The sequence below is a fragment of the Tessaracoccus lubricantis genome, from assembly GCF_039544535.1.
Classification (GTDB): domain Bacteria; phylum Actinomycetota; class Actinomycetes; order Propionibacteriales; family Propionibacteriaceae; genus Arachnia; species Arachnia lubricantis.
On the sequence record NZ_BAABLV010000005.1, the window covers coordinates 117,583 to 139,104 of the forward strand.

Sequence of the window (21,522 nt, forward strand, 5' to 3'; positions counted from 1 at the left end):
GGCACAGTCTATCCGCTCGGGCAGACGGGTGCCCAAGCGGCGACGGTGGCGGTCCGGGTCAGGCCCGGCCGGTGAGCTGCTGCTTGAGCGCGTACTGCGCCTTGAACTGCTCGGCGTACTGGAGCTTCGAGGCGGCGGCCTCGTCGACGATCACGATGCAGTTCGGGTGGAACTGGAGGATCGAGGCGGGCATCACGTTGGCGACGGGGCCCTCGACCATGGCGGCGACGGCGTCGGCCTTGTGTTCCCCGGTGGCGACGAGCACGGCGACGCGCGAGTCCATGATGGTGCCCAGGCCCTGCGTCATGCAGTGGGTGGGCACCTCGTCGATGGAGTTGAAGAAGCGGGCGTTGTCCTCACGGGTCTGCGTGGTGAGGATCTCGACGCGGGTGCGCGACGAGAACGAGGAGAACGGCTCGTTGAAGCCGATGTGGCCGTTGGAGCCGATGCCCAGGATCTGCACGTCGACGCCGCCGGCGGCCTCGATGGCGTCGTCGTACTCGTCTGCGGCGGCCTGGAGGTCCTCGGCGAAGCCGTTGGGGACGCGCACGCGGTCGGGGTCCATGCCGAGCGGCTCGACGACGGTGCGGTGGATCACGTTGCGGTAGCTCTCCGGGTGGGCCGGGTCGATGCCGACGTACTCGTCGAGCGCGAAGCCCAGGCCGTGGGAGAAGTCGACGATGCCTTCCTTGGCGCGGCGCGAGAGCTCCGCGTAGAGCGACAGCGGCGAGCTGCCGGTCGCCAGGCCGAGCACGGGCGTGGCGACGCCCTCCAGATTCTCGATCACCTTGTCTGCGGCGACCTGACCGACCTGGTCGGCGTTCCCGACGATGATTACTTCCATGGCTTAACCGAACCTTCGTGACTCAAACGCGCACTGAGAGCGCTATATCGGGTCAGCCTATGCGGGCGAGCGCCATTCGCGCATTTCATGCTCACTTTTCCGGCTAAGTGGACACGAACCGTGCGCGCGGTCCGATCAGGACATGGCCCGCTGGTTCGGACAAGGGGGCCGCGCCGCTCGGCCGATTACGATGGGCACATGGCGACATGGAAGGACGGCGCGGCCTACGCGCCAGTGGAGAGGCCCGAGGGTTTCGCCACGCCCGTGACGGAGCCCCTTCCAGCCGGTGAGCCCTACCGCCCGGAGACGCCCGGCCCGCTGGCACACCCCACCGGGTTCGGCCCCATGCCGCCGCAGCAGCCGCTCCACCTCATCGGCGACAAGCCGGCCAGCGCTCGAGACCCGAAGGACGCGTTCACCGTCGCCAGTTCGCTGCTGACGGCCGGCCCCGACGGCGCCCACGGCCCCCGCAATCCGCGCACCCCGTTCCCGACGACGGTGCAGTCGGCCCTGGACACCTCACCGCCGCCACCCACCGGCGACCCGCTCCCCCCGCCTCCCGGGGCCTCCGGCCACTTCCCGCCGCCGTCGCCGGCCCGTGGGCCGGAGGGCGCGTGGGCGCCACCGCCGCCGGTGATGGTCCCGTACAGCGGTTCCGCCGGCACCCCCGTCCCCGTGACGGACAGCCACCGGGTGCTGGCGCGCGTCGCGGCGGGCCTGTGCTTCGTGGGCTTCGTGGTCGGCAGCACGTCGGCCTTCATGCTGCTGGCCGCCGGCATCATCGGCCTGCGCACCAAGCCGCTCACCAAGGCGCTGGGGTACATGGCCACCAGCGTCGGCGCGGCCGGACTGCTGGTGCAGTGGATGCTCGACGGTCAGCCGTTCCCGTTCACGGCCCTGTGGGCGACGATGTCCCTGGCCTGCTGCCTCGGCTTCCTGGTGTTCTCCCTCAAGCCCCGCTGAGCCTCACACGTCGCCGGCCGGGACGGTCGACTCCTCCACCTCGCCAAGGTCGAGCGGCGCACCGTCGTGCTCCGCGAGCGCCGGCAACTGGGCCGGCCATACGTCGGGGGGCAGGTCGTCGAGCGGCCACCAGCGCGTCTCGACCCTCCGCCGCGACTCCGCCTCGCTGAGCGCGGCGTGCACCGGCTCGAACCGCTCCACCCGGAGGCGGTAGTAGGTCTCGTGCTGGATGAGGACGCGGTCGGAGTAGCCGTGCGTGACGGTGCGCGTGGCGACGGGCTCGCCCAGTGCCGCCTCCTCGACGGCGAGGCCGGTCTCCTCGTACAACTCGCGGGCGGCCGCCTGCCGGGGCGACTCGCCCTCGTCGATCCCGCCGCCGGGCGTCTGCCAGAAGCGCGAGCCGGGGATGCCGGGGTCGGTGTCCCCCTGCAGGAGCACGAACGTGGCGGGCGGGGCGCCGGGCATCGTCGAGAGCACGATCACGCGCGCGCCGCGCCGACGGTTGACGCGCCGCTCAGTGGGGCTTGCGGGCATGCGCCACCTCGGTGTCGAGGAGGTCGCGCCAACTCTCGACCAGTTCGGCGTCGACATAGGCCTTGAACGAGCCGCCCGGGCGCGCCGGCGAACCGATGTGGAACGCCCGGACGCCCGCGCGGACCAGCCACGGCACGTGCTCCGGCTTCAGCCCTCCCCCGGCCATGATGAGCCGCGCCACCCCGTCGTCGGCCTTCGCGCGGCGCAGGAGGTCGTCGAGGCCCTGGTCCACGCCGCGCACCGAGCCGGCGGTCAGCACCTGGCTGAGCCCGGGAAGCGTGCGCACGTCGCGCCAGGCGCGGTCGGCGTCGAGGCAGTGGTCGATGGCGCGGTGGAACGTCCAGGGCAGCGACCCGTCGCCCACCAGCTCGGTGAGCACCTCGAGGTCCACCCGGTTGGCGCCGTTGAGGAAGCCCAGCACCACGCCGTCGGCGCCCGCGTCGCGGTACGCGGCGATCAGCCCCTTGAGGCGGGTGACCTCGCCCCCGTCGGTGCCGAACCCGGCGCGCAGCCGGACCATGGGCCGCAGGTGGATGGTGGTGGCGCGGCGCACCTTGTCCACGACCCTGGGCTCCGGCGACAGCCCGTCGTCGTCCATGGTGCCGACCAGTTCGAGGCGGTCGGCACCCCCGGCCTCCGCGCGCTCGGCGTCTGCGGCGTGCAGTGCGATGACCTCCAGCAAGCTCATGTGCCCAGCCTGCCAGTTCCCGAACCGTGTTAGCGATAACATGGCCGCGTGCCCGTACCCGTGTTGACCACGCCGAGACCCGAGGACGCTGACGGCTGGTTCGACTTCCTCGTCACCCAGCAGGCGGCGACGTACACCGGCCTCGTGCCGGCAGACTTCGCCGAGCGCCAGCGCAGCTACCGCGACGCCTGGGTGCCGGAGCTCGCCGAGCGCTTCGCCCACCCCGGCTCCAGCCGGGCGCTGGTGGCGAAGGTGGGCGACGAGATCGTGGGCATCGCCTCCATCGTCGACGCGCCGCTGGGCTGGGAGGTCGACGGCGGGTTCACGCCGTCGCCCGCCAACCGCCAACTCGATCGCCTGTACGTCTCACGCGACTTCCACGGCACCGGCCTGGCCGACGCCCTGCTCAGCAATGTCGACGACGGCCGCCCCATGTACCTGTGGCTGATCGACGGCAACGAGAGGGCGCGTCGGTTCTACAGCCGACGGGGTTTCGCGGACCTGGACGAGCAGTTCGCCGCCGGCGACAGCTGGGGCGGCGTCGCGATGCACCGCATGCTGCGCTCGATGGCGCGCTGACCCGCCCGTTTCCTGAGCCAGCCGCCTGCGGCTGGCTCAGGACCCCGCTGCGAGTCAGCGGAACATCACGATGTTGTTGAACACCCACTCGTTGCCCTGGCTGACGAGGTACCCGCCGCCCTTCTCGGCGGGCACCGCCCGGTGCACGGTCACCCACGCGTAGGAGCGGCAGCCGCCGCGGCCGGTGGCCGCGGTGTCGCACTCGGTGCGCCACTTGCGGCCGTCCGTGGCCGTCCACTCGTTCGTCACCGCCAGCGGGTTGCCCTTCCAGGCCTCGCGGGTCATGAACGGCAGGTACGTGAGGTTGTTGAACGCCCAACCGGTCCTGCGCACGTACTTCCCGTCCTCCAGCACCACGACGGTGGCCCAGATCTCGGTGCGGCACCGCTCGGTCTGTGAGTACTTCTCACAGGTGGTGTTCCAGTCGCGGCCACCCAGGCCCAGGTGCAGGCCGGGCAGCGTGTACGGCGCGGTCCGGACGAAGGCCGGCGGGCCGGGCGGCGTGACCGGGGGCTTCGTCGTGGGCGGCGCGGTGACCGGCGGCGTCGGCTTGGTGGGCCCCTGCTCCTGCTCGGCCACCAGGACGACGGCGGACCGGGCCGGGATCGTCAGCGTGCCGCTGCTCGCCACCCAGTTCGTCCCCGCCAGCACCGGGTCGGCGTCGGGGCCGTCGGTGAGGACCGGCGAGAGCGCCAGGTCCACGCCGGCCATGCCGTCGACCTGTTCGGTGATCGCCTCCGGCGTCGCGTTGAACGCCACCAGGAGTCCGTCGACCTCGGCGTCCACGTCCGCGCCGACCGTGTCGTCGATGCGCATCAGGATGAGGCCGGGCGTCTGGCCGGCGCCCGCGTTGGGGAACGACACCTTCTCCGAGATCGCCTCGGCCGAGCCCAGCGTCAGCAGCGGGTAGGTGGAGCGCAGCCTCAGCAACTCGAGCGCGCGGGCTCGCGAGGTGGCGATGTCGTCAGGCGACGGCAGGTTGGCCGGGTCCTCGAGCAGCGGCCGCATCGCGTCCCACTTCTCCGCATTCTTCTCCGCCGGCGGCAGGCCGACTCCGAAGTTGTTCGACTGCATCGACCAGTCCAGCGCGTTGAAGTGGTCACCGGAGTTGTAGGAATCCCGGTCCATCGACTTCGAGCGCAGCAGGTCGGTGCCGCCGTGCCAGAACGACGGCGACTGCCCCAACGCGACGGTGGCCAGCGACAGCGTGTTCATCCGCACGCGCGTGTCCATCGTCGAATCCGCGGGCAGCTTCCACACGCCCAGGTCGAACAGCGTCTCGTTGTCGTGCGCGTCGACGTAGTTGACCGACTCGTCCGGCTGCGTGGCGTACCCGGCGGGAGCGCCGTTGTAGTCGAGTTCGCTGCCCTTCTGGACCGTGCCGGCCGACGTCTCGAACGAGTAGTCGGCCAGGTTGCCGGCCATGCCCAGCCGGATGAGGTCCTGGCGGTGCAACAGGTCGGCCCTCTGCTCGTCGGCGGTGCGGGTGCTCACGCCGTTGGGGTCGGTGTAGAGCCCGGTGCCGAAGCCCTGGAACTCCGACTTGTTCCCGTCGAACGGGCCGCCGCCGTGCACGGCGTCGCGCAGCCGGTCGTTGAAGGCACCGATGTGGGTGCCGTCGAGCTGGCCCTGCGTCGCCTGGACGAACCGGGCGTTGTTGGCCACCTCACCGAAGTTCCAGCCCTCGCCGTACAGGTACATGCCCGCGCCGTCGACACCATCGGCCTCGACGGTGAGCTCGTCGAGCGCGGCGCGCACGGCCTCCATGTTGGCCCGGGAGTGGTGCCCCATGAGGTCGAAGCGGAAACCGTCGACGCCGTAGTCGCGCGCCCAGGTGACCACGGAGTCCACCATCAGCTGCTCGGCCATCGCGTGCTCGGTGGCCACGTTCTGGCAGCAGGTGGAGGTCTCGACGGCGCCGGTCAGGCTGAGCCGGTGGTAGTACCCCGGCACCACCTTGTCGAGCACCGACTTGTCCGACTGCCCGGACTGTGCGGTGTGGTTGTAGACCTCGTCGAGCACCACCTGCAGCCCCATGCGGTGCAGGCCGCCCACCATCTCGCGGAACGCGGACGTGCGCTTGCCGCCGTTCTGGTTGGCGTCGGACGCGTAGGAACCCTCCGGCGTCGAGTAGTGGTACGGGTCGTAGCCCCAGTTGAACGCGTCCTGGTCGCCGACGGCGGTGACGGCGGCCTGCTGTTCGGTCGAGGCCGGGCCGGCGTCGGGGATGACGGGCGCAGCCTGCAGGCTGCGGTCCTCCTCGATGGTGGCGATGTCGAAGCTGGGCAGGAGGTGGACGGTGTTCATGCCGGCCTCGGCCAGTTCGGTGAGGGCCGCCACGCCGTCGGAATCCTCCAACGCGAACGCCTCGTACGTGCCGCGGAGCTCCTCCGGCACGGTCTCGTCGCTGATGGAGAAGTCCCGGATGTGGAGCTCGTAGATGGTGCGGTCGACGAACTGGTCGATGACGGGCGCCTCGTTCGCCGTCCAGACCTCCGGCGCCCACGCCGGGTCGTCGAGGTCGACGAGCACCGAGTGCGTGGAGTTGAGCGTCAGCCCCACCGAGTACGGGTCCGTCACGACGTTGCGCTCCAGCGCGTCGGTCGTCGGCACGAACACGCCGACGTCGTACAGGTACGCACGGTTCCGCCAGGCCACCTGGCCCGTGACGGCCCAGGTGCCGTCGCCCTGGCGCGCCATCGGGATGCGGGTGGGCTCGCCCGAGCCGGTGGAGTCGGCGAACAGCAGCAGGTCGACGTCGGTGGCGGTGGGAGCCCACAGCCGCAGCGACGGCGCTCCCGCCGTGAACGTCACGCCGAGGTCGCCGGTGCGGGCGGCGGCGGCGTACAGGTCGTCGAGCACGCCCGGGACCTGCAGGCCGGTGAACACCTCGGCCACGCCGTCGGCGTTGCGCTGCACCACCACGAGGTCGCCCTTGAGGGCAGCCTCGACGGCGGCGCGGTCGGCGTCGAGCGTCAGGGCCAGGAAGCCCGTCAGGTGGCGGCGGCCCTCGAGCTGCGCCTGCGTGAGGCCCGCGGTGTCGAGCGTGAGGTCGCCGAGCTTGGCGGGCGCGACACCGGCGGTGCTGGTCACGGCGCCGTCGACGAGGGCGAGCCCACCGTCGGCGTCGGTCCAGAGTTCCCACGTGCGGGTGCTGCGGTCGCCGGGCGCGAGGTTCGCCGGCCAGGCGATGGTCCGCTGGTCGATCCAGTGGCCGAGCAGCTGGCCGGTGCCGGCCAGTGGCGGGTCCTCGACCGAGATCTCGAGCAGGTGCGTGTCGATGTCGTAGGTGAACGCGACGAGCTTGTTCGCGGCGGTGGTGAACGTGTAGTTCGCGCCGTCGCGGTTGCCGCCGACGCCGTAGTTCTCCGTCCACGACATGCCGTGGGCCACCTTGACCTCCCAGCTGCCGGCCGGGATGGCGGTGGTGGAGAACGAGTAGGTGCCGTCGCCGTTGGGGAACATCAGCGTGGCAAGGCACTCGGGCTGCCAGTCGCCCGGGCAGCCGATCTCGCTGGTGTAGCTGCCGGGCAGCGTGACGATGGGGCTCTGCGCGGTGTTGAAGAACAGGTGGCTGACCGGGTCGTAGAAGAACGTGACCTCGGTGGTCTCCGTCAGGGTGTAGGGCGAGTTGGCGCCGTTGGGCACGCCGCCCTGCCCGTAGTTCACGTCCCAGCTGCCACCGACCGCGACCTTGTACTCGTAGCTGCCCGCAGGCAGCGTGAAGGTCCCGACGTAGAGGCCGCTGGCCTCGTCGAGCGTCAGCAGCGCCTGCTCACAGTTCGGCTGCCAGTCGCCCGTGCAGCCCATCGCGGAGTTGTGGTTGCCGGGGACGGTGACGGCCGTGGTCCAGTCGATGGGGCTGGCCTCGGGCACCGGGGCGCCGAGGTCGGTGCCCACCACGACGGTGGCGGACGCGGCGACGCGGGCGCCGCTGGCGTCGGTGCTCACCGCGCGCACCTCGACGACCGTGCCCGCCACGAGTGCGCCGAAGTCGGCGAACACGCGGGGCTGGTCCGTCTCGGCGGTGCCGAGCGGGGTGTAGTCGGCGCTGCCGTGCACGCGGTACGCGAACGACGTCTCGGCCCAACGGCTGTCGGCGACGTCGGCCGTGACGGGCGTCAGGCCGTCGGCCGGCACGCCGGAACTGACGGTGATGGCCTGGGCCTCGCCGGCGGGCGCGACGGTGCCGTCGGCCCTGTAGACGACGGCGCTGAGGGCCGGCACTGTGACGGTCAGCACGCCGTCGACGGCCTGGACGGCGGTGGTGGTGCCGTGGAGCGGGGAGAAGGAGCCGGCCGAGAGCGGCGTGAGGTCGACCGTCTGGGCGGTGGTGGCGTTGTTGACGGCCACCAGGTACTCGACCTTCTCGGTGCGCTCGACGCGGGAGAACGCGTAGACGCCCGGGCCCGATTCGGCGTACAACTCCACCTGTGCCCCCGTCGCGAGCGCGGGGTGGGCCAGCCGCAGGGCGCTGAGGGCGGCGATGTCGGCGTAGAGCAGCCCGTTGGTGTCGAAGTGGGGGCCGGTGCCGGCGGGTGAGCCGTCGACCAGTTCGTTGTCGAGGTAGCTCGGCACCTGCGAGGCGAACATCGACTCGCGTGCGTCCTTGTCGCCGCCGTCGCCGACGAAGCCCTGCTCGTCGCCGTAGTAGACGACCGGCTGGCCGCGGGTCAGGAACATCAGCTCGTGCGCCAGCTCGGCACGCTGCTGGCGGTCTGCGGTGTCGCCGAGGAGGTGGCCGATGCGGCCCATGTCGTGGTTGCCGAGGAACGTCGGGAGGCTCGACGACGAGGAGCCCGCCGTCGTGTAGTAGTCGTCGGCGGCGAACAGCCCGGACAGGCCCTGGGCGGTGAAGCCCTTGGCGTAGCCCAGGGCGCTGGACTGGTAGGCGAAGTCGAGCACCGAGTTCATGTCGGTGTTGCGCACGTACGGCGACAGCAGCCGTGCGTCGGCGTCGTAGACCTCGCCGAACATGAAGAAGTCGTCCTGGGCGTGCGCCTCGATGGCGGCGGTGAACTCCTGCCAGAACACGAAGTCGACGTGCTTGGCGGTGTCGATGCGGAAGCCGTCGATGCCGAGGTCGGTCCACGCCTGGTAGATGTCGATCATCCCGTCGACCACGATCTGGTTCTCGGTCATGAGGTCGTCGAGGTCGCCGAAGTCCATGTAGCGGGCCGCCTCGCCGGCCGGCCACGCGGGGTCGAAGCCGCGGTTGTGGTACAGCGTCGGGTCGTTGAGCCACGCGGGGTACTTGACGTCCTCCATGCCGGCGGGCACCTCGGGGTCGTACGGGAACGAGCGCGTGTCGGGATGCATCAGCGGCATCGCCTGCGTGCCCGGGGCGTAGGCGGCCGGGTCGAACTCGGCGCCGTTGATGTCCTTGTACGGGCTGGCCGCCTTGGTGACGTAGGGCGGGTTGGTGCCCTCGAGGCCTGCGTAGTGGATGACGTCGGCGGTGTGGTTGGCGATGATGTCGAAGTACACCTTGATGCCCTTGGCGTGCGCCTCGTCGATGAAGGCGGCCAGCTCGGCGTTGGTGCCGAGGTGCGGGTCGATCTGGGTGAAGTCGGTGATCCAGTAGCCGTGGTAGCCGGCCGAGGCGTTGTCGCCGGTGCCCTGCACCGGGCGGTTGACGAACGACGGCGTGAGCCAGATCGCGCTCATGCCGAGGCCGTCGATGTAGTCGAGCCGGTCACGCAGGCCCTGGATGTCGCCGCCGTTGAAGAACGCCTTGTCGGTGGGGTCGAAGCCCGTGACGAGGCGGTCGGTGCCGGTGCAGTCGACCGGCAGCACGCCGTCGGCGCCCGCGTGGCCGGTGGCGATGCAGGCGTCGTTGGCCGGGTCGCCGTTGTCGAACCGGTCGGTCATCACGAAGTAGAAGGTGTTGCCCGCCCCCGGGTCGCGGAAGGGGGCGGCGGCGAGCGCGTCGTCGGAGGCCTGGTAGCCGCCCGGCAGGTCGGCGACGGCGAGCGTCACCTTGTTGGTGCGGTCCTCGAAGCTCACCTCCACCTCGGTGTCGACGGCCAGGCGCAGGGGGTAGTCGCCTCCGTTGAGGCCGTAGGACTCGTCCCAGGTGTTGTTGATGGCGATCTTGAAGGCCCACTCCCCCGCCGGGACGGTGAACGTGCCCGTCCAGAGCCCGTCGCCGTCGGCATCGGTGAGGCCGGTGGTGGCGCACTCGGGCTGCCAGTCGCCCGGGCAGCCGAGCTCGCTCTGGAGGCTGCCCACGAACGTGACGGCCGTGGTGGCCGCAGTGGCGGGCGACGGCGGGGTGACCGCCGTGACCACGCCCGCCGTCGCGAGCATGGCAGTGGTGGCGAGGCCCGACAACCATCGGGCAGAGGACGGACGCGACATCTGTGACTCCTTCGTCATGGACGTTTTGAACGTTCAAGTAGGCACATCATCACATGCAACCGGGGTCGCCGACAACCCCCCTCAGGTGTGTGTTCGCCGTCGGGGTCCTGGCTCGGCGTGGTCGCTCCGTGAGCAATTGGATGGGGTCACGGCGCGACACGCGTCCTCCACGAGCGCCTGGCGGATGGTCTCAGCTGGCAGCCGTTCCTGCTCCAACCGCAGGTCCCCGACGCGCAGCACCGCCAGGGCGCGGTGCTCCTCAGCGGTCAGGTATCCGATCCCGCCGCGGAACGGGACGGGCTCGGCCACGGCCAGTTCGCGATGCGCGGTGAAGGTCGCCACGTCCATCAGGACGGACCGCACATCCGGCAGCGCGGCCCGGAGTCTGCCGAGGATCTGGAACCCATAGGTGTCCAGGTCTCCCCAGTACCGCTGCTCGGCCGCGGCGACCCACGCTACGCTCGCCAACGTGGGGGCGGCGAACCCCATGCCGTGGATGGCGACCGTTCCCGGTAGCTCGGGCAGCGTCAGCAGCGAGACCACGTTTTCGACGATCAGCACCCGCTGTGCCCGGAGGTCAAGCGTACGCAGGCCCTCCAGGTCGACGGAAAACTGCCGCAGGCCTTCGGCCTCCGGCGGCAGCTGCACCGTGAATCGTGCCCCGATCCGGCGCAGCCCCCTCGACCTCCCGGTGATGGCGTGGGCCAACTCCCCCACCAGGGCGCGGTGCCGTTCGACCCACTTGGTGTCGACGCCGGGCACCGGCAGTTCGCGCTCCCAGCGAACCGTTTCCGGGTTCGCCTCCAACCATCCCAACACGGCCATGAGCCGCATCAGGTCCTCCTCCGGCAGGGTGGCCAGCGGCTTGACGGCCCCGGTCGCCGCCGGATGCTGCTCCAGCACCGGCCACGCATGACGGAGGTGCGCCAACGCACCCGTCGCTCGCTCCCATGCCTCGGATTCCCCCACGAGCCGCGCGACGGCCGGGCCACTGAGGTGTGCCCGGCTCGGTAGTCGCTGCCTTCCGAACGACGGCAGCGTCCGTTCCACCCACTCGAGGGTGACGCCGTCCTCCCCCTCCAACTGGCGCCACTGCCCAACCGCCAGCGCCACCGCGTCCGGATCGGCGGCGAGCTCGCGCTGCGTCGGCGGCTGCAGCGGCCAAGACGGCGGCCCGGCCGTCTCGGGCGTGGAGGCCCACTCCCGCCAATTCCTGTCCCACTGCCGGGTGGCCCAGGCGCGGAGGTCCGCCACCGTCCTCACAGCAACACCCCCTGCTCGACCTCCGGCCCAACTTCGATGGTTGGCCTGCTCGTGTCGAACGGCAACTCCTGCAGCGTCGATCCGCGCCCCGGCTGGTTCGCCACCATCACGACGCCACCCACGTGGTCCTCGATGGTCTGGAGCATCTTCATGGGGGTGGCCAGGAGCAGTTGAAACCCAAAGGAGCGGAACACCTCGAGCCCGGCCTGGGTGAACGAGTGGTCCGCCTTGTCGAACGCCTCGTCGATCACCACCAAGGCGTACGTGGGCTTCAACTGCCCCGGCGGCGCGAGCTGGAATCGCAGCGCCGCTGCCAGACAGAATGTGACGAGCTTCTGCCGCTCGCCACCGGAGCGCCCACCGGAGCCGGTGAATACGTCCACCTGGGATCCGTCGGGATCCTGCACCTTGGCGCGGAACTGCACGTGCTGGCGGGTGTCCAAGCACCGGTGGCGCCAGGCCTTGTCCGCCGGGTCTTCCGAGCTGAGCCGCTCAAGCAGGGCCCGCATCTGCCGGAACCGGACCTCGGCCTCCATGCGTTCTGCCGTGCTGGCCATCGAGACCGCATCCATCACCGAGCCGGACGTGATCTCATTCAGCGTGGCCAGGAACGCCGCGACATCCGGCAATGAGCGACTGATCACCTCGATCTGCAGGTACTCATTCGGCGCGAACTCCGTCATCAGCAGCGACTTGTTGACCTCGCCCACCCGGCTGCGGATCTCCCGCGAGGCCTCGCGGATCTGCATGTGGAGTTGGCTGATGTTGTTGCGGGCCTGGTTCTGCAGCAGCGTGAAGAACCTGTCCTCGAACGACGGCAGGCCGTCTGACTCCAGTTGGTCCAGCCGCGTCAGGTACTCGGGCAGGTACTCCACCGTGTCTGCCCAGTCCGCCGCCTGTCCAGGCCAGTCCCGCCGATAGGCGCCCATGGCACGGACCGCGGCGGCGGATGCCCGGCCCGTCTGCGTCATCAGATGGTCCGAGCGGGCCCGGAACGCTCCGCGCAGCGCCACCTCCAGCCGCTGTTCCGGCACGTGCAGCTCCTGCGCGAGGGTGGCGAGCGCATCGTCGGCCTCCGGCGGCACCACCGGCGCGGCCTCGATGGCAGCCACGAGGTGTTCGATGGACTCCATGAGGGCGGCCAACTCATCGCCGCGCTTGCCGTGTTCGACGGCCAAGTCATCGCGTAGCCCGCTTGCCGCAGCCAGCACCCGTTGCGCGTCGCCCAGCTCTGCCTCGAGCCGGCGGAGGTCGTGGTGTTCGGAGCGCAGCTCGTCGAGTTGCCGGTCCACGTCCGCCAGCCGATCCACCAGCGGCTGCGGATCCACGTCCCTCCAGGTGAAGCGTTCGAACTGCTCCGCTCTGCGGCGGCGCTGGCCAAGCGCCTTCCACGCGGCATCCAGCTCGTCCAGGAGCTGCCCGTGCCGCTCGCCCGCAGCGGCAACCTCGGCCAGCCGACGCTCCAGTTCCGCCTCCTTGGCCTCCGTGGTGAATCCCAGCACCCAGCGAGAACGATCGTCGACCCGGCGACGGTCGTCCTTCTCATGCAGCTCTGCGGAATGCTTGACTTGGCCGCGCCGCGTCACCGCACGCGCAAGCCCGCGGAACTCCGCCGTCGATTCCACGCAGGCGTAATCGAACCGCGCGGTCAGCCGCTCGGCGAGCCACGCCCTGTGGGGCGTCTCCGCAAGTTCCAGCTTGGCCAGCAAGGAGCCGCCAGCCTCCGGCAGCGTGGGCCCCTCCGGCACGCGCGCGACCTTCTGGTATACCAGGCGGGTACCCAGGAAATCCGCGTCGATGAATTCCGCCGCTGCGAGGTAGTGCTGCTCCGGCACCACCAAGGTACGGGCGAAGGATCCCAACACGCGCTCGATGGCGCCCGTCCAGCCCGCCTGTGCCTCGCGCACTTGGACCAGTTCGCCAACGAACGGTAGCCGGGCCGGGTCCACGCCGAGTTGCCCGGCCAGCTTGTCGCGGACCACAAGCAGCTTCGCGTCGATGTTGGACCGGTGCTGGCGCAGCGCAGCCAGCTCGCGCGTCAGCCTCGCGGCCTCGTCTCGGGAGCGGGTGCTCTCCGCCATTGCCTCGTAGCGAGCCTGCGAGATCTGGGCCTGCTTCGCGTCGTCCTCGGTGCCCAGCCGGGCAAGGTCTGCCAGGAAGCTCTCGACGGTGGCCGAGTCTGAAGGAAACGCCAGGCCCAGTTGCCCTGCGGCCACGCGAAGTTGCTCGGCGTGCGCATCGAGGCTGGCCCGGTCTCGTTCGAGCATCGAGCGCAACTGTTCGAGGGTGCCGAGCTGTGCGCCGCCCGAGCCGTCCACCGCTCGCTGGGCCTGCTGGCGACGGGCCTCTGCGGCTTCAGCGGCGCGTTCGGCCGCCAGCAACTCGTTGGCCAACCGGGCGACCATGGGCGCCAGTCGCCCCTCATCCTCCCGTGCCGCGGCGAGTTCCCGGCCACGGAGCCACGTGTCGAGGTGGCGCTCCTCCAACTCCAGCACGTCGCGCGCACTGCGGAGCTCCGTCAACTTCTCTGACTGGGCGCGCAGCGGGGTGAGCGCATCGACCTGCTTGCGGGCGTCGACGACTGTGGCGTGGGCCTGACTCAACTCCCCGAACTGTTCGACGGTCTCGTCGGCCAGCTTGAACGTCTCAGGTTGGTCCAGCATGAACTCGCGGAACAGGGTGTCCAGGTTGGTGAGGTTCTTGGCGGACTGGGTCTTGTGCAGCAGCACCTGCGCCTGCTCCGTGCCCATGCCCAGATGGCGGCGGAACTTGGCCGCGAAGCCTGTGTAGGCGTCCGAGCTGTAGACGTCCCAGGCGGGGAAGGCTGCCTTCACCCGGCGATTCTCGATGCCGGTCTCGACGTAGGGCTTCAGCGCCAGCACGTCGACGGCCTCGGGCGCGAAAACGTACATGGTCTTCAGGTCTGAGGACTCCGTGGACCCGGAACGGATGTGGAACAGGCGCAGCAGGGTGGCGTCGGCGCCCCGTTCATCCGTGAAGGTGAGACCGATGCCGCTCCACGCGGCCCCGCGCCGAAGGTAGGCAGTGCCAACCTCGCCTGTGGCCTCGTCCGTCTCCCGCTTGTGGGCACCGCGCACGTAGGTGAGGGTGCTACGGTCCCGGTCACCGGTGTCGGTGCCCTGCGCCGCAGCGTTGAACCGCAGCTTGACGGGGCGAACCAGCACGGCCGCCATGGCGTCGAGCAGGGAGGACTTGCCCGCGCCCGACGGGCCGGTCATGAGGAGACCCTTCCACGGCACGGTGAAGCTCCAGGCCCCGTCGAAAGTGCCCCAGTTCACCACCTGTACCCGGCTCAACCGGTGTTGCCTCATGGGCCAGCCAACCTCTCCAGGTCTGCGGTGACGGCCGCCACCTCGTCGGCCCCGAACACCAAGGCCAACACCGGCGAGATCTCCCACCGGTCATCCGTGCCCGTCACAGACAGAAGCACGGAGTTGTTCTCCATCTTGCGGATGGCGGCCTGGATGCGGTCATCGAAGCCCTTCTTGTTGGTGGAATCCAGGGCCTGGAAACCGCGTAGTTGGTCCTCGATTTCGTCGCGGCCGACGAACGTGCGGGCGCTGGAGCCCTGCCCCGCCAGCAGGGTGCGGCGCAGGAACAGGACCAACACGGTGTCCAGGACCGTCAGGGGGTGGGAACGTACCACCTTGGGGGCGTCCTCCACGGCGAGGTTGCGTACGAAGGCGACGCCTGAGGCCAGGTCCACCACCAGTTCGAGGTACAGATCCGCCAGCCGGGACCGCACCAGCTGCTCGTTGCGTACCAAGGCTCCCCACAGCTTGGTGTGGTCCTCCGCCGTGAGGTATGGGCCGCGCAGCAGCCGCAGCAGTACGCGCCGGGTACCCGGGTCGAGCTCACCGGTGTCTGCCGCGGGTTCGGAGAGGTCGTCGTCGAACTCGTCGACCTCATCTGCCCGCTTAGGTGCGGGTTGTAGCGACATGGGCACTCCACTCGGCAGGAACGGTGAGGAAAACGTAGCGCGGGGCACTGACAGTCCTGCTGGCACCCGACACAGAGGCCCAGCGCCACGTCTCCTGGCCGCTGGCCCGCACCCCGTGTTGGGTGGCCAGCAGCAGCAGGCCCACCACCGACGCAAGGCCCTGCGACGCCGGGAATCGGCCCAACACGTCCCCGACGGTTGCGCCGGGCTGGTCCGCCACCGTATCGGCGATGTTTGCCTCCAACTCCGCAAAGTCGATCTCTGTCATCCGCACCATTCGTCGCAGCACGTTGAGGTCGAGTTCCAAGGTGTCATGTTCGATGACGTCGATCTCCGGGCGCAGATCAGCCGGGTTGTGCAGCCGCCACGCCCCGATGGAGGAGATGGCGATGGAGGAGAGGTCCAGATCGCGGCCGATCTCGGTGGTGGGATGGACCTTCTTCAACGCTGCCAGGGCCGCATGGTCCGCCAAGCTCAACGCCTCTGCCAGCCGCTTGTGCTCGCGGTACTCCTGGGTTTCGACGAAGCGGCGAAGGCTGCGCGAGAAGTCCGTGAGCCGCTGCCGCACATGGGCACTCTCGCGCTGCAGCAAGACGAGAAAGCGGCGCAGGAACGCGGCATCCGGGGCTGGCACCTCACTGGTGAAGCCCCTCTCCAGCACAGCATCGACGGCTGTGTTGAACCGGTCAGACAACACCGGGTCCAGCAGCAGTTCATGGAAGGCCCCGAAGGTGCGGCCCGCCTCGGATCCTTCGATGACGTCCACGCCGTCGAAGATCTCACCCAGGACGCCGGAGCGTGCGCCGTCGTGGCTGACGATCTGTTCGCGCAATTCTCGGTTCAGGGTTTCAAGGTCGTCCGCCACCTGCGCGAAGTCCCCGGGCACCTCGCTGGCCAACCGGAAGATCTCCGCAAGCCGCTCACGTGCCGCCGCGTCGGACAGTGGCACGTACTCGCCCGCTTCCGCACGGCTGATCTCATCGTCCAGTTGCTCGCGCTGCGCCTTGAGCGCCTCCAGATGACGTTCCGGGTTGGGATCCGAATCGCGGGCAAGCTCGCCCAACAAACCGGCCACGTTGCTGAGCCGGGACGAGGTCACCGTCGATTGGGGCTGCTCCACGCCCAGGACGAACCGCACCGCCTCTGCTGCGGAGCGCGAGACCTCGACGGTCTCCTCCCGCGCTGCCGTCGGACGCCGCACGAGGTAGCCGTCGCGCACCCAGTCGGTGACGTACTCCTGTGCCGCGCGGGGCGCGTTGACGCCGGTGGCGCGGAGTTCGTCGAGGTCGTCAGCGACCATCAGCACGAACTCGGCGTATGGGATGATGCGTTGGTCCTCGAAGCGGTTGCCGAGGATGGCGACCAGCACAGGCATGAGATCGGCTCGCAGCAGGCGCAGTCCGGCAGTCTCCGCCGCCCGTTGGGCGGTGAAGGCCCCGCTCGCCGCACTGACCACGTCATCCCCTTGCCGTTCGCGCCCGACCTCCCCAGCCTATAGTCGCTGCCTACTCAAGGCATCCAGGGGGCGCTGAGCGGCCGCACATGTGGACCGGTGGCACTGCGGCTGTCAGTTGTTGGCGACCCACAACCCGTAAACGCCGAAGGGCGGCCCCTCTCGGGACCGCCCTTCGGCGTCCAGGTGCTGGGCACCTGGTGGCGGTTTCGACACGGTCACGCTGCTCCTTCGTCGCAGATGACCGGCTCAACCAGCGTTCAGCGGATCAGAAGCCGCCCATGCCGCCCATCTCGTCCATGCCGGGAGCGCCCGCGGGGGCCTTCTCCGGCTTGTCCGCGATGACTGCCTCGGTGGTGAGGAACAGCGCGGCGATCGACGCGGCGTTCTGCAGCGCCGAGCGGGTGACCTTGGCCGGGTCGATGATGCCGGCGGCGACCATGTCCTCGTACTGGCCGGTGGCGGCGTTGAGGCCCTCACCCGCCGGCAGCGAGCCGACCTTCTCCGCCACGACGCCGCCCTCGAGGCCGGCGTTCTGGGCGATCTGCTTCAGCGGGGCGGAAGCAGCGGCGAACACGATCTGCGCGCCGACCGCCTCGTCGCCCGTGAGGCCCTCGACGGAAGCGAGCTTCGAGGCCTGCAGCAGCGCGACGCCACCGCCGGGCACGATGCCCTCCTCGACGGCGGCCTTCGCGTTGCGGACGGCGTCCTCGATGCGGTGCTTGCGCTCCTTGAGCTCCACCTCGGTGGCCGCGCCGACCTTGACGACGGCGACGCCGCCGGCCAGCTTGGCGAGACGCTCCTGGAGCTTCTCACGGTCGTACTCGGAGTCGGAGTTCTCGATCTCGCGACGGATCTGGGCGACGCGGCCCTCGATCTGGTCGGAGTCGCCGGCGCCCTCGATGATCGTGCACTCGTCCTTGGTGACCAGCACGGAGCGGGCCTGGCCGAGCAGGTCGAGCGAGACGGTGTCGAGCGACAGGCCGACCTCCTCGGAGATGACCTGGGCGCCGGTGAGGATGGCGATGTCGGTCAGCATGGCCTTGCGGCGGTCGCCGAAGCCGGGGGCCTTGACGGCGATCGACTTGAAGGTGCCGCGGATCTTGTTGACGATCAGGCCGGCGAGGGCCTCACCCTCGACGTCCTCGGCGATGACCAGCAGCGGCTTGCCCGACTGCATGACCTTCTCCAGCACCGGGAGGAGGTCCTTCAGCGACGAGATCTTCGAGTTGGCCAGCAGGATGTAGGGGTCGTCGAGCGTGGCTTCCATGCGCTCGGCGTCGGTGACGAAGTAGGGCGAGATGTAGCCCTTGTCGAAGCGCATGCCCTCGGTCATCTCGAGGTCGAGGCCGAAGGTGTTCGACTCCTCGACGGTGATGACGCCTTCCTTGCCGACCTTGTCCATCGCCTCGGCGATGATCTCGCCGACGGTGGTGTCAGCGGCCGAGATCGACGCGGTGGCGGCGATCTGGTCCTTGGTCTCGACGTCGATGGCCAGCTCGCCGAGCTTCTCGACGATGGCGGCGACCGCGGTCTCGATGCCCTTCTTCAGGCTGACCGGGTTGGCGCCGGCCGACACGTTGCGCAGGCCCTCGCGGACCATTGCCTGGGCCAGCACGGTGGCGGTGGTGGTGCCGTCGCCCGCGACGTCGTCGGTCTTCTTGGCGACCTCCTTGACGAGCTCTGCGCCGATGCGCTCGTAGGGATCCTCGAGCTCGATCTCCTTGGCGATGGACACGCCGTCGTTGGTGATCGTGGGGGCGCCCCACTTCTTCTCCAGGACGACGTTGCGACCCTTGGGGCCGAGCGTCACCTTCACTGCGTCCGCAAGGGTGTTCATGCCGCGCTCAAGGCCGCGGCGAGCGTTCTCATTGAATTCAATCAGCTTTGCCATGGTGTTTCGGGAGTCCTCCCGTCGATGGGGCGGCTAAGCCCCGGGTGTCTTCAAATGTCTGGTTGAACCGCTGGTGCCCGCGACGGACGGCTCTGACGAGCCTCACCGCAATTCGGTAGCACTCAACACTTGAGAGTGCCAACCCCATTATTAGCACTCTCCCCAAACGAGTGCAAAGCCTCGTCGACACTTCGCAGGGCTAGAGTCCGGGCATGGACACGTCACGGCTCATCCGCAATGTCGCCAACGCCGTCAACCTGTCGTCGGTACTTGGCCTGGTGCTGGGCGTCGCCGGCCGGGGCCGCCTCCGTCGACGGGGGCACCTGCTGGTCTTCGAGAACGTGCGGCTGTCGTTCATCAACGCCAGCGCCATGACAGTCGGCGACGTCGTGCTGGTGCCCGGCCGCACAATCGAGGAGGTCGAGCGCCGGGTGCCGGACCTCATGGCGCACGAGGAGGCGCACGCCTGGCAGTACGCCTACTGCCTGGGGCTGCCGTTCATCCCGCTCTACGCGCTGGCCGCGGGCTGGTCGATGTTCCGCTCGGGTGACCGTGCGACGGCCAACCACTTCGAGGTGCAGGCGGACCTGCTGAAGGGTGGTTACGCGGTGGGGACGAAGCGTCCGATCAGTCAGGCGTGGAGGCGGCGGGCCGACCGGGCCGCCTGACGCTGGCTGCGCATGCGACGCAGTCGTTTGACCAGCAGGGGACGGTACGCGAGGGCCTGCTGCGTGTCGATGAGGGCGTTGAGCTGCTGGTAGTAGCGGGCCGACGACAGCGAGAAGCGCTCCATGATGGCCTGTTCCTTGGGCACCGCGGAAGTGAACCAGCTGTCCTCGAAGTCGAGGATGGCGGCTTCGCGCTCGGTCAGGTCGACCTGCAGGTGCGTAGTGGGGGCCTCGGACATGTCCGCCAGTCTAACCCGGAAACGACATGCATGTCATTCAGCTGCTACAACTGTGTGGGTAGTCCAAGGGTAGAGTCAACGATGCCTACTTCCTCAAGCTCTAGGAGCCGATCGCCCATGCGCCGACTCAAAGGCCACGTCCAGCACTTCGCGTGGGGCAGCCGCACGGCGATCCCGGCGATCCTGCGTCGCGAGCCCGATGACCGGCCGTGGGCCGAGTACTGGCTGGGCACCCACCCCGGCGGACACGCCTTCTTCGACGACGGCACCGCCCTCGCCACCCACATCCAGGAGGAGCCCCACGTGGTGGGCGTCGCGGCGCGCGCCGCGTTCGGCGACAGGCTCCCGTACCTGATGAAGATCCTCGCCGCGTCCAGCCCGCTGAGCATCCAGGCGCACCCCTCCCGCGAGCAGGCCGAGGCCGGCTACGCCCGCGAGTCGCTGATGGGGCTGCCCCCGTCAGACCCCATCCGCTCGTACAAGGACGACTGGCCCAAGCCGGAGGCCATCGTCGCGCTCACCCCGTTCGAGGGCCTGTTGGGCTTCCGCGACCCCCACGAGACTGCCGGGCTGTTCGAAGCGCTCGGCGTGGCAGACGAGCTGGCGTCGGTGATCGGGCCGCTGCGCGACCGGGCCGCCTCCCCCGCCCTGCAGGAGGTCTTCCTCGACGTCCTCTCGCTGGACGACCGCAGGCATCTCGTCGACGTCGTGCTCGCCGCGGCCGTCAACCTGTTGGAGGCGCCGGGCGCGGTGGGCGAGTTCGCCCGCACCGCCGTCGAACTCGACGAGCACTTCCCCGGGGACCCCGGCATCCTGGCGGCGCTCCTGATGAACCGCTTCACGCTGCAACCTGGGGAGGCGGTGGCGCTCGAACCCGGCGTGATGCATGCCTACCTGCGCGGTGTGGGCGTGGAGATCATGGCCAGTTCCGACAACGTGATGCGTGGCGGGCTGACGCAGAAGCACATCGACGTCGACGGGCTGCTGCAGGTGGTGCACTTCAGGCCCATCACCCCGCGGGTGCTGGTGGCCGAGGGGTCGGACGGCATCTACGTCTACCCCACGTCGTTCCCCGAGTTCGAGCTGTGGCTGGTGGCGCCCGTCGACGACGGATACCTCAACGTGCCCCGTACCGACTGCGGCCGCATCCTGCTGGTGACCGAGGGCGAGTTCGTGCTGCAGGGCGACCAGGGCTGCGAGATGAGCCTGGCCTCGGGTGACAGCGCGTTCCTCGCCGCCGACGAGCACGTCAACGTCCGCGGCGAGGGCAAGATGTTCGTGGCGGCATCCGGGGCCTGATTCTGCATTCCGGGTCGCGCCTTGGCACAATGGGCGCCACGCCTCCTTAGCTCAGCGGCCAGAGCGCTCGCCTTGTAAGCGAGTGGTCGAGGGTTCGACTCCCTCAGGAGGCTCCACACGTGACGAAGAAAGCTGCCGTGAGCCCAGAACCCAGCAAGTGGACCCGCATGATCCAGGCGGACCCGGACCACTCCCACCGCTACATCCAGCGGTTCAAGACGATGGCGGCGCAGGGCCACGACCTGCACGGCGAGGCACGCACCGTCGACGCCATGGTGGGCCGCGGCTCCCGCATCCTCGACGCCGGGTGCGGCCCGGGCCGCGTCGGGGGCCGGCTCCACGAACTGGGCCACACCGTCGTCGGCATCGACGTCGACCCCGCGCTGATCGCGGCGGCCGAGGAGGACCATCCCGGCCCCACGTGGGTCGTCGGCGATCTGGCGGAGATGGACCTCCCCGCCCAGGGCATCGAGGCGAACTTCGACGTGATCGTCTCCGCCGGCAACGTCATGGGCTTCCTCGCCCCGTCGACGCGGGTCGACGTGCTGCGCCGCTTCGCCACCCACCTGGCCGACGACGGCCGGGCGATCATCGGCTTCGGCGCCGGCCGGGGCTACGACTTCCGCGACTTCCTCGCAGACTGCGCCGAGGCGGGCCTGGCACTGCAAATCCCACTCTCCACGTGGGACCTGAGGCCGTTCACGGAGGACTCGACCTTCATCGTCGCCATCTGCGGCAAGGCATGAGGGAGGGGCCGACGACGGGTCGGCCCCTCCT

At 69.7% G+C, this 21,522-nt stretch carries 15 protein-coding genes and 1 tRNA gene; 6 read left to right on the forward strand and 10 right to left on the reverse strand.

The annotated features are described in order from the left end of the window. Positions 1-58: 58 nt before the first annotated feature. A complete protein-coding gene (gene nagB / locus ABEA30_RS01355; RefSeq protein WP_345577849.1) occupies positions 59-844 on the reverse strand; it encodes a glucosamine-6-phosphate deaminase in 786 nt (261 codons plus the stop codon). 198 nt (positions 845-1,042) lie between these two features. Between nagB and ABEA30_RS01360 the strand changes: the two genes are divergently transcribed. Then, positions 1,043-1,807, forward strand: a complete 765-nt coding sequence (locus ABEA30_RS01360) for a hypothetical protein (protein ID WP_345577852.1) — start codon at positions 1,043-1,045, stop codon at positions 1,805-1,807. Between the two features lie 3 nt (positions 1,808-1,810). On the opposite strand, the gene ABEA30_RS01365 is transcribed toward ABEA30_RS01360, so the two are convergent. Both ABEA30_RS01365 and ABEA30_RS01370 read right to left on the reverse strand, forming a co-directional pair. After that, positions 1,811-2,341 (reverse strand): NUDIX hydrolase, encoded by a 531-nt coding sequence (locus tag ABEA30_RS01365; RefSeq protein WP_345577854.1) that lies wholly within the window; start codon positions 2,339-2,341, stop codon positions 1,811-1,813. Next, a complete protein-coding gene (locus tag ABEA30_RS01370; protein ID WP_345577857.1) occupies positions 2,322-3,029 on the reverse strand; it encodes a copper homeostasis protein CutC in 708 nt (235 codons plus the stop codon). The genes ABEA30_RS01365 and ABEA30_RS01370 overlap by 20 nt, the downstream gene beginning before the upstream one ends. 48 nt (positions 3,030-3,077) lie before the next feature. Between ABEA30_RS01370 and ABEA30_RS01375 the strand changes: the two genes are divergently transcribed. Then, the gene (locus tag ABEA30_RS01375; protein ID WP_345577860.1) at positions 3,078-3,608 is read left to right on the forward strand and encodes a GNAT family N-acetyltransferase; all 531 of its coding nucleotides are present in this window, start codon (positions 3,078-3,080) and stop codon (positions 3,606-3,608) included. 54 nt (positions 3,609-3,662) lie between these two features. Here the strand turns inward: ABEA30_RS01375 and pulA are convergent, their stop codons facing one another. The 6 genes from pulA to groL all read right to left on the reverse strand — a co-directional run bounded on the left by pulA (position 3,663) and on the right by groL (position 18,539). Continuing rightward, positions 3,663-9,968 (reverse strand): pullulanase-type alpha-1,6-glucosidase, encoded by a 6,306-nt coding sequence (gene pulA, locus ABEA30_RS01380; protein ID WP_345577863.1) that lies wholly within the window; start codon positions 9,966-9,968, stop codon positions 3,663-3,665. Between the two features lie 81 nt (positions 9,969-10,049). Continuing rightward, a complete protein-coding gene (locus ABEA30_RS01385; protein ID WP_345577866.1) occupies positions 10,050-11,231 on the reverse strand; it encodes a Wadjet anti-phage system protein JetD domain-containing protein in 1,182 nt (393 codons plus the stop codon). Beyond that, entirely contained in the window at positions 11,228-14,563 is a 3,336-nt protein-coding gene (locus ABEA30_RS01390; protein WP_345577869.1) for an ATP-binding protein, read from the reverse strand. Before ABEA30_RS01390 ends, ABEA30_RS01385 begins: the two co-directional genes overlap by 4 nt. Further along, complete coding sequence (locus ABEA30_RS01395; RefSeq protein ID WP_345577872.1) at positions 14,560-15,192, reverse strand: DUF4194 domain-containing protein; 633 nt, start codon at positions 15,190-15,192, stop codon at positions 14,560-14,562. The genes ABEA30_RS01390 and ABEA30_RS01395 overlap by 4 nt, the downstream gene beginning before the upstream one ends. After that, a complete protein-coding gene (locus ABEA30_RS01400; RefSeq protein ID WP_345577873.1) occupies positions 15,170-16,648 on the reverse strand; it encodes a DUF3375 domain-containing protein in 1,479 nt (492 codons plus the stop codon). The genes ABEA30_RS01395 and ABEA30_RS01400 overlap by 23 nt, the downstream gene beginning before the upstream one ends. Before the next feature lie 265 nt (positions 16,649-16,913). After that, positions 16,914-18,539, reverse strand: coding sequence for a chaperonin GroEL (groL, locus tag ABEA30_RS01405; RefSeq protein WP_345577875.1), 1,626 nt, complete (start codon positions 18,537-18,539; stop codon positions 16,914-16,916). 212 nt (positions 18,540-18,751) lie between these two features. On the opposite strand from groL, the gene ABEA30_RS01410 reads away from it, so the two are divergent. Beyond that, positions 18,752-19,207, forward strand: a complete 456-nt coding sequence (locus tag ABEA30_RS01410; RefSeq protein WP_345577878.1) for a hypothetical protein — start codon at positions 18,752-18,754, stop codon at positions 19,205-19,207. Here the strand turns inward: ABEA30_RS01410 and ABEA30_RS01415 are convergent. After that, positions 19,171-19,446 carry a DUF3263 domain-containing protein gene (locus ABEA30_RS01415; RefSeq protein WP_345577881.1) on the reverse strand — a complete coding sequence of 92 codons (276 nt, stop codon included), beginning with the start codon at positions 19,444-19,446 and terminating at the stop codon, positions 19,171-19,173. The genes ABEA30_RS01410 and ABEA30_RS01415 overlap by 37 nt on opposite strands. Before the next feature lie 117 nt (positions 19,447-19,563). Between ABEA30_RS01415 and manA the strand changes: the two genes are divergently transcribed. The 3 genes from manA (at position 19,564) to ABEA30_RS01430 (ending at position 21,491) form a co-directional block, all read left to right on the forward strand. Further along, entirely contained in the window at positions 19,564-20,745 is a 1,182-nt protein-coding gene (gene manA / locus ABEA30_RS01420; RefSeq protein ID WP_345577884.1) for a mannose-6-phosphate isomerase, class I, read from the forward strand. Positions 20,746-20,785: 40 nt separating this feature from the next. Then, a tRNA-Thr gene (locus tag ABEA30_RS01425) sits at positions 20,786-20,861 on the forward strand. A gap of 21 nt (positions 20,862-20,882) precedes the next feature. Next, complete coding sequence (locus tag ABEA30_RS01430) at positions 20,883-21,491, forward strand: class I SAM-dependent methyltransferase (RefSeq protein WP_345577887.1); 609 nt, start codon at positions 20,883-20,885, stop codon at positions 21,489-21,491. Positions 21,492-21,522 lie beyond the last annotated feature (31 nt).

Bases quoted from the DNA above. Each gene is read 5' to 3' on its own strand.
- ABEA30_RS01370 (WP_345577857.1), bottom strand. From the start codon at position 3,029: ATGAGCTTGCTGGAGGTCATCGCACTGCACGCCGCAGACGCCGAGCGC.
- ABEA30_RS01365 (WP_345577854.1), bottom strand. From the start codon at position 2,341: ATGCCCGCAAGCCCCACTGAGCGGCGCGTCAACCGTCGGCGCGGCGCG.
- ABEA30_RS01390 (WP_345577869.1), bottom strand. From the start codon at position 14,563: ATGAGGCAACACCGGTTGAGCCGGGTACAGGTGGTGAACTGGGGCACT.
- ABEA30_RS01395 (WP_345577872.1), bottom strand. From the start codon at position 15,192: ATGTCGCTACAACCCGCACCTAAGCGGGCAGATGAGGTCGACGAGTTC.
- ABEA30_RS01360 (WP_345577852.1), top strand. From the start codon at position 1,043: ATGGCGACATGGAAGGACGGCGCGGCCTACGCGCCAGTGGAGAGGCCC.
- ABEA30_RS01410 (WP_345577878.1), top strand. From the start codon at position 18,752: ATGGACACGTCACGGCTCATCCGCAATGTCGCCAACGCCGTCAACCTG.
- pulA (WP_345577863.1), bottom strand. From the start codon at position 9,968: ATGTCGCGTCCGTCCTCTGCCCGATGGTTGTCGGGCCTCGCCACCACT.
- ABEA30_RS01415 (WP_345577881.1), bottom strand. From the start codon at position 19,446: ATGTCCGAGGCCCCCACTACGCACCTGCAGGTCGACCTGACCGAGCGC.
- nagB (WP_345577849.1), bottom strand. From the start codon at position 844: ATGGAAGTAATCATCGTCGGGAACGCCGACCAGGTCGGTCAGGTCGCC.
- groL (WP_345577875.1), bottom strand. From the start codon at position 18,539: ATGGCAAAGCTGATTGAATTCAATGAGAACGCTCGCCGCGGCCTTGAG.
- manA (WP_345577884.1), top strand. From the start codon at position 19,564: ATGCGCCGACTCAAAGGCCACGTCCAGCACTTCGCGTGGGGCAGCCGC.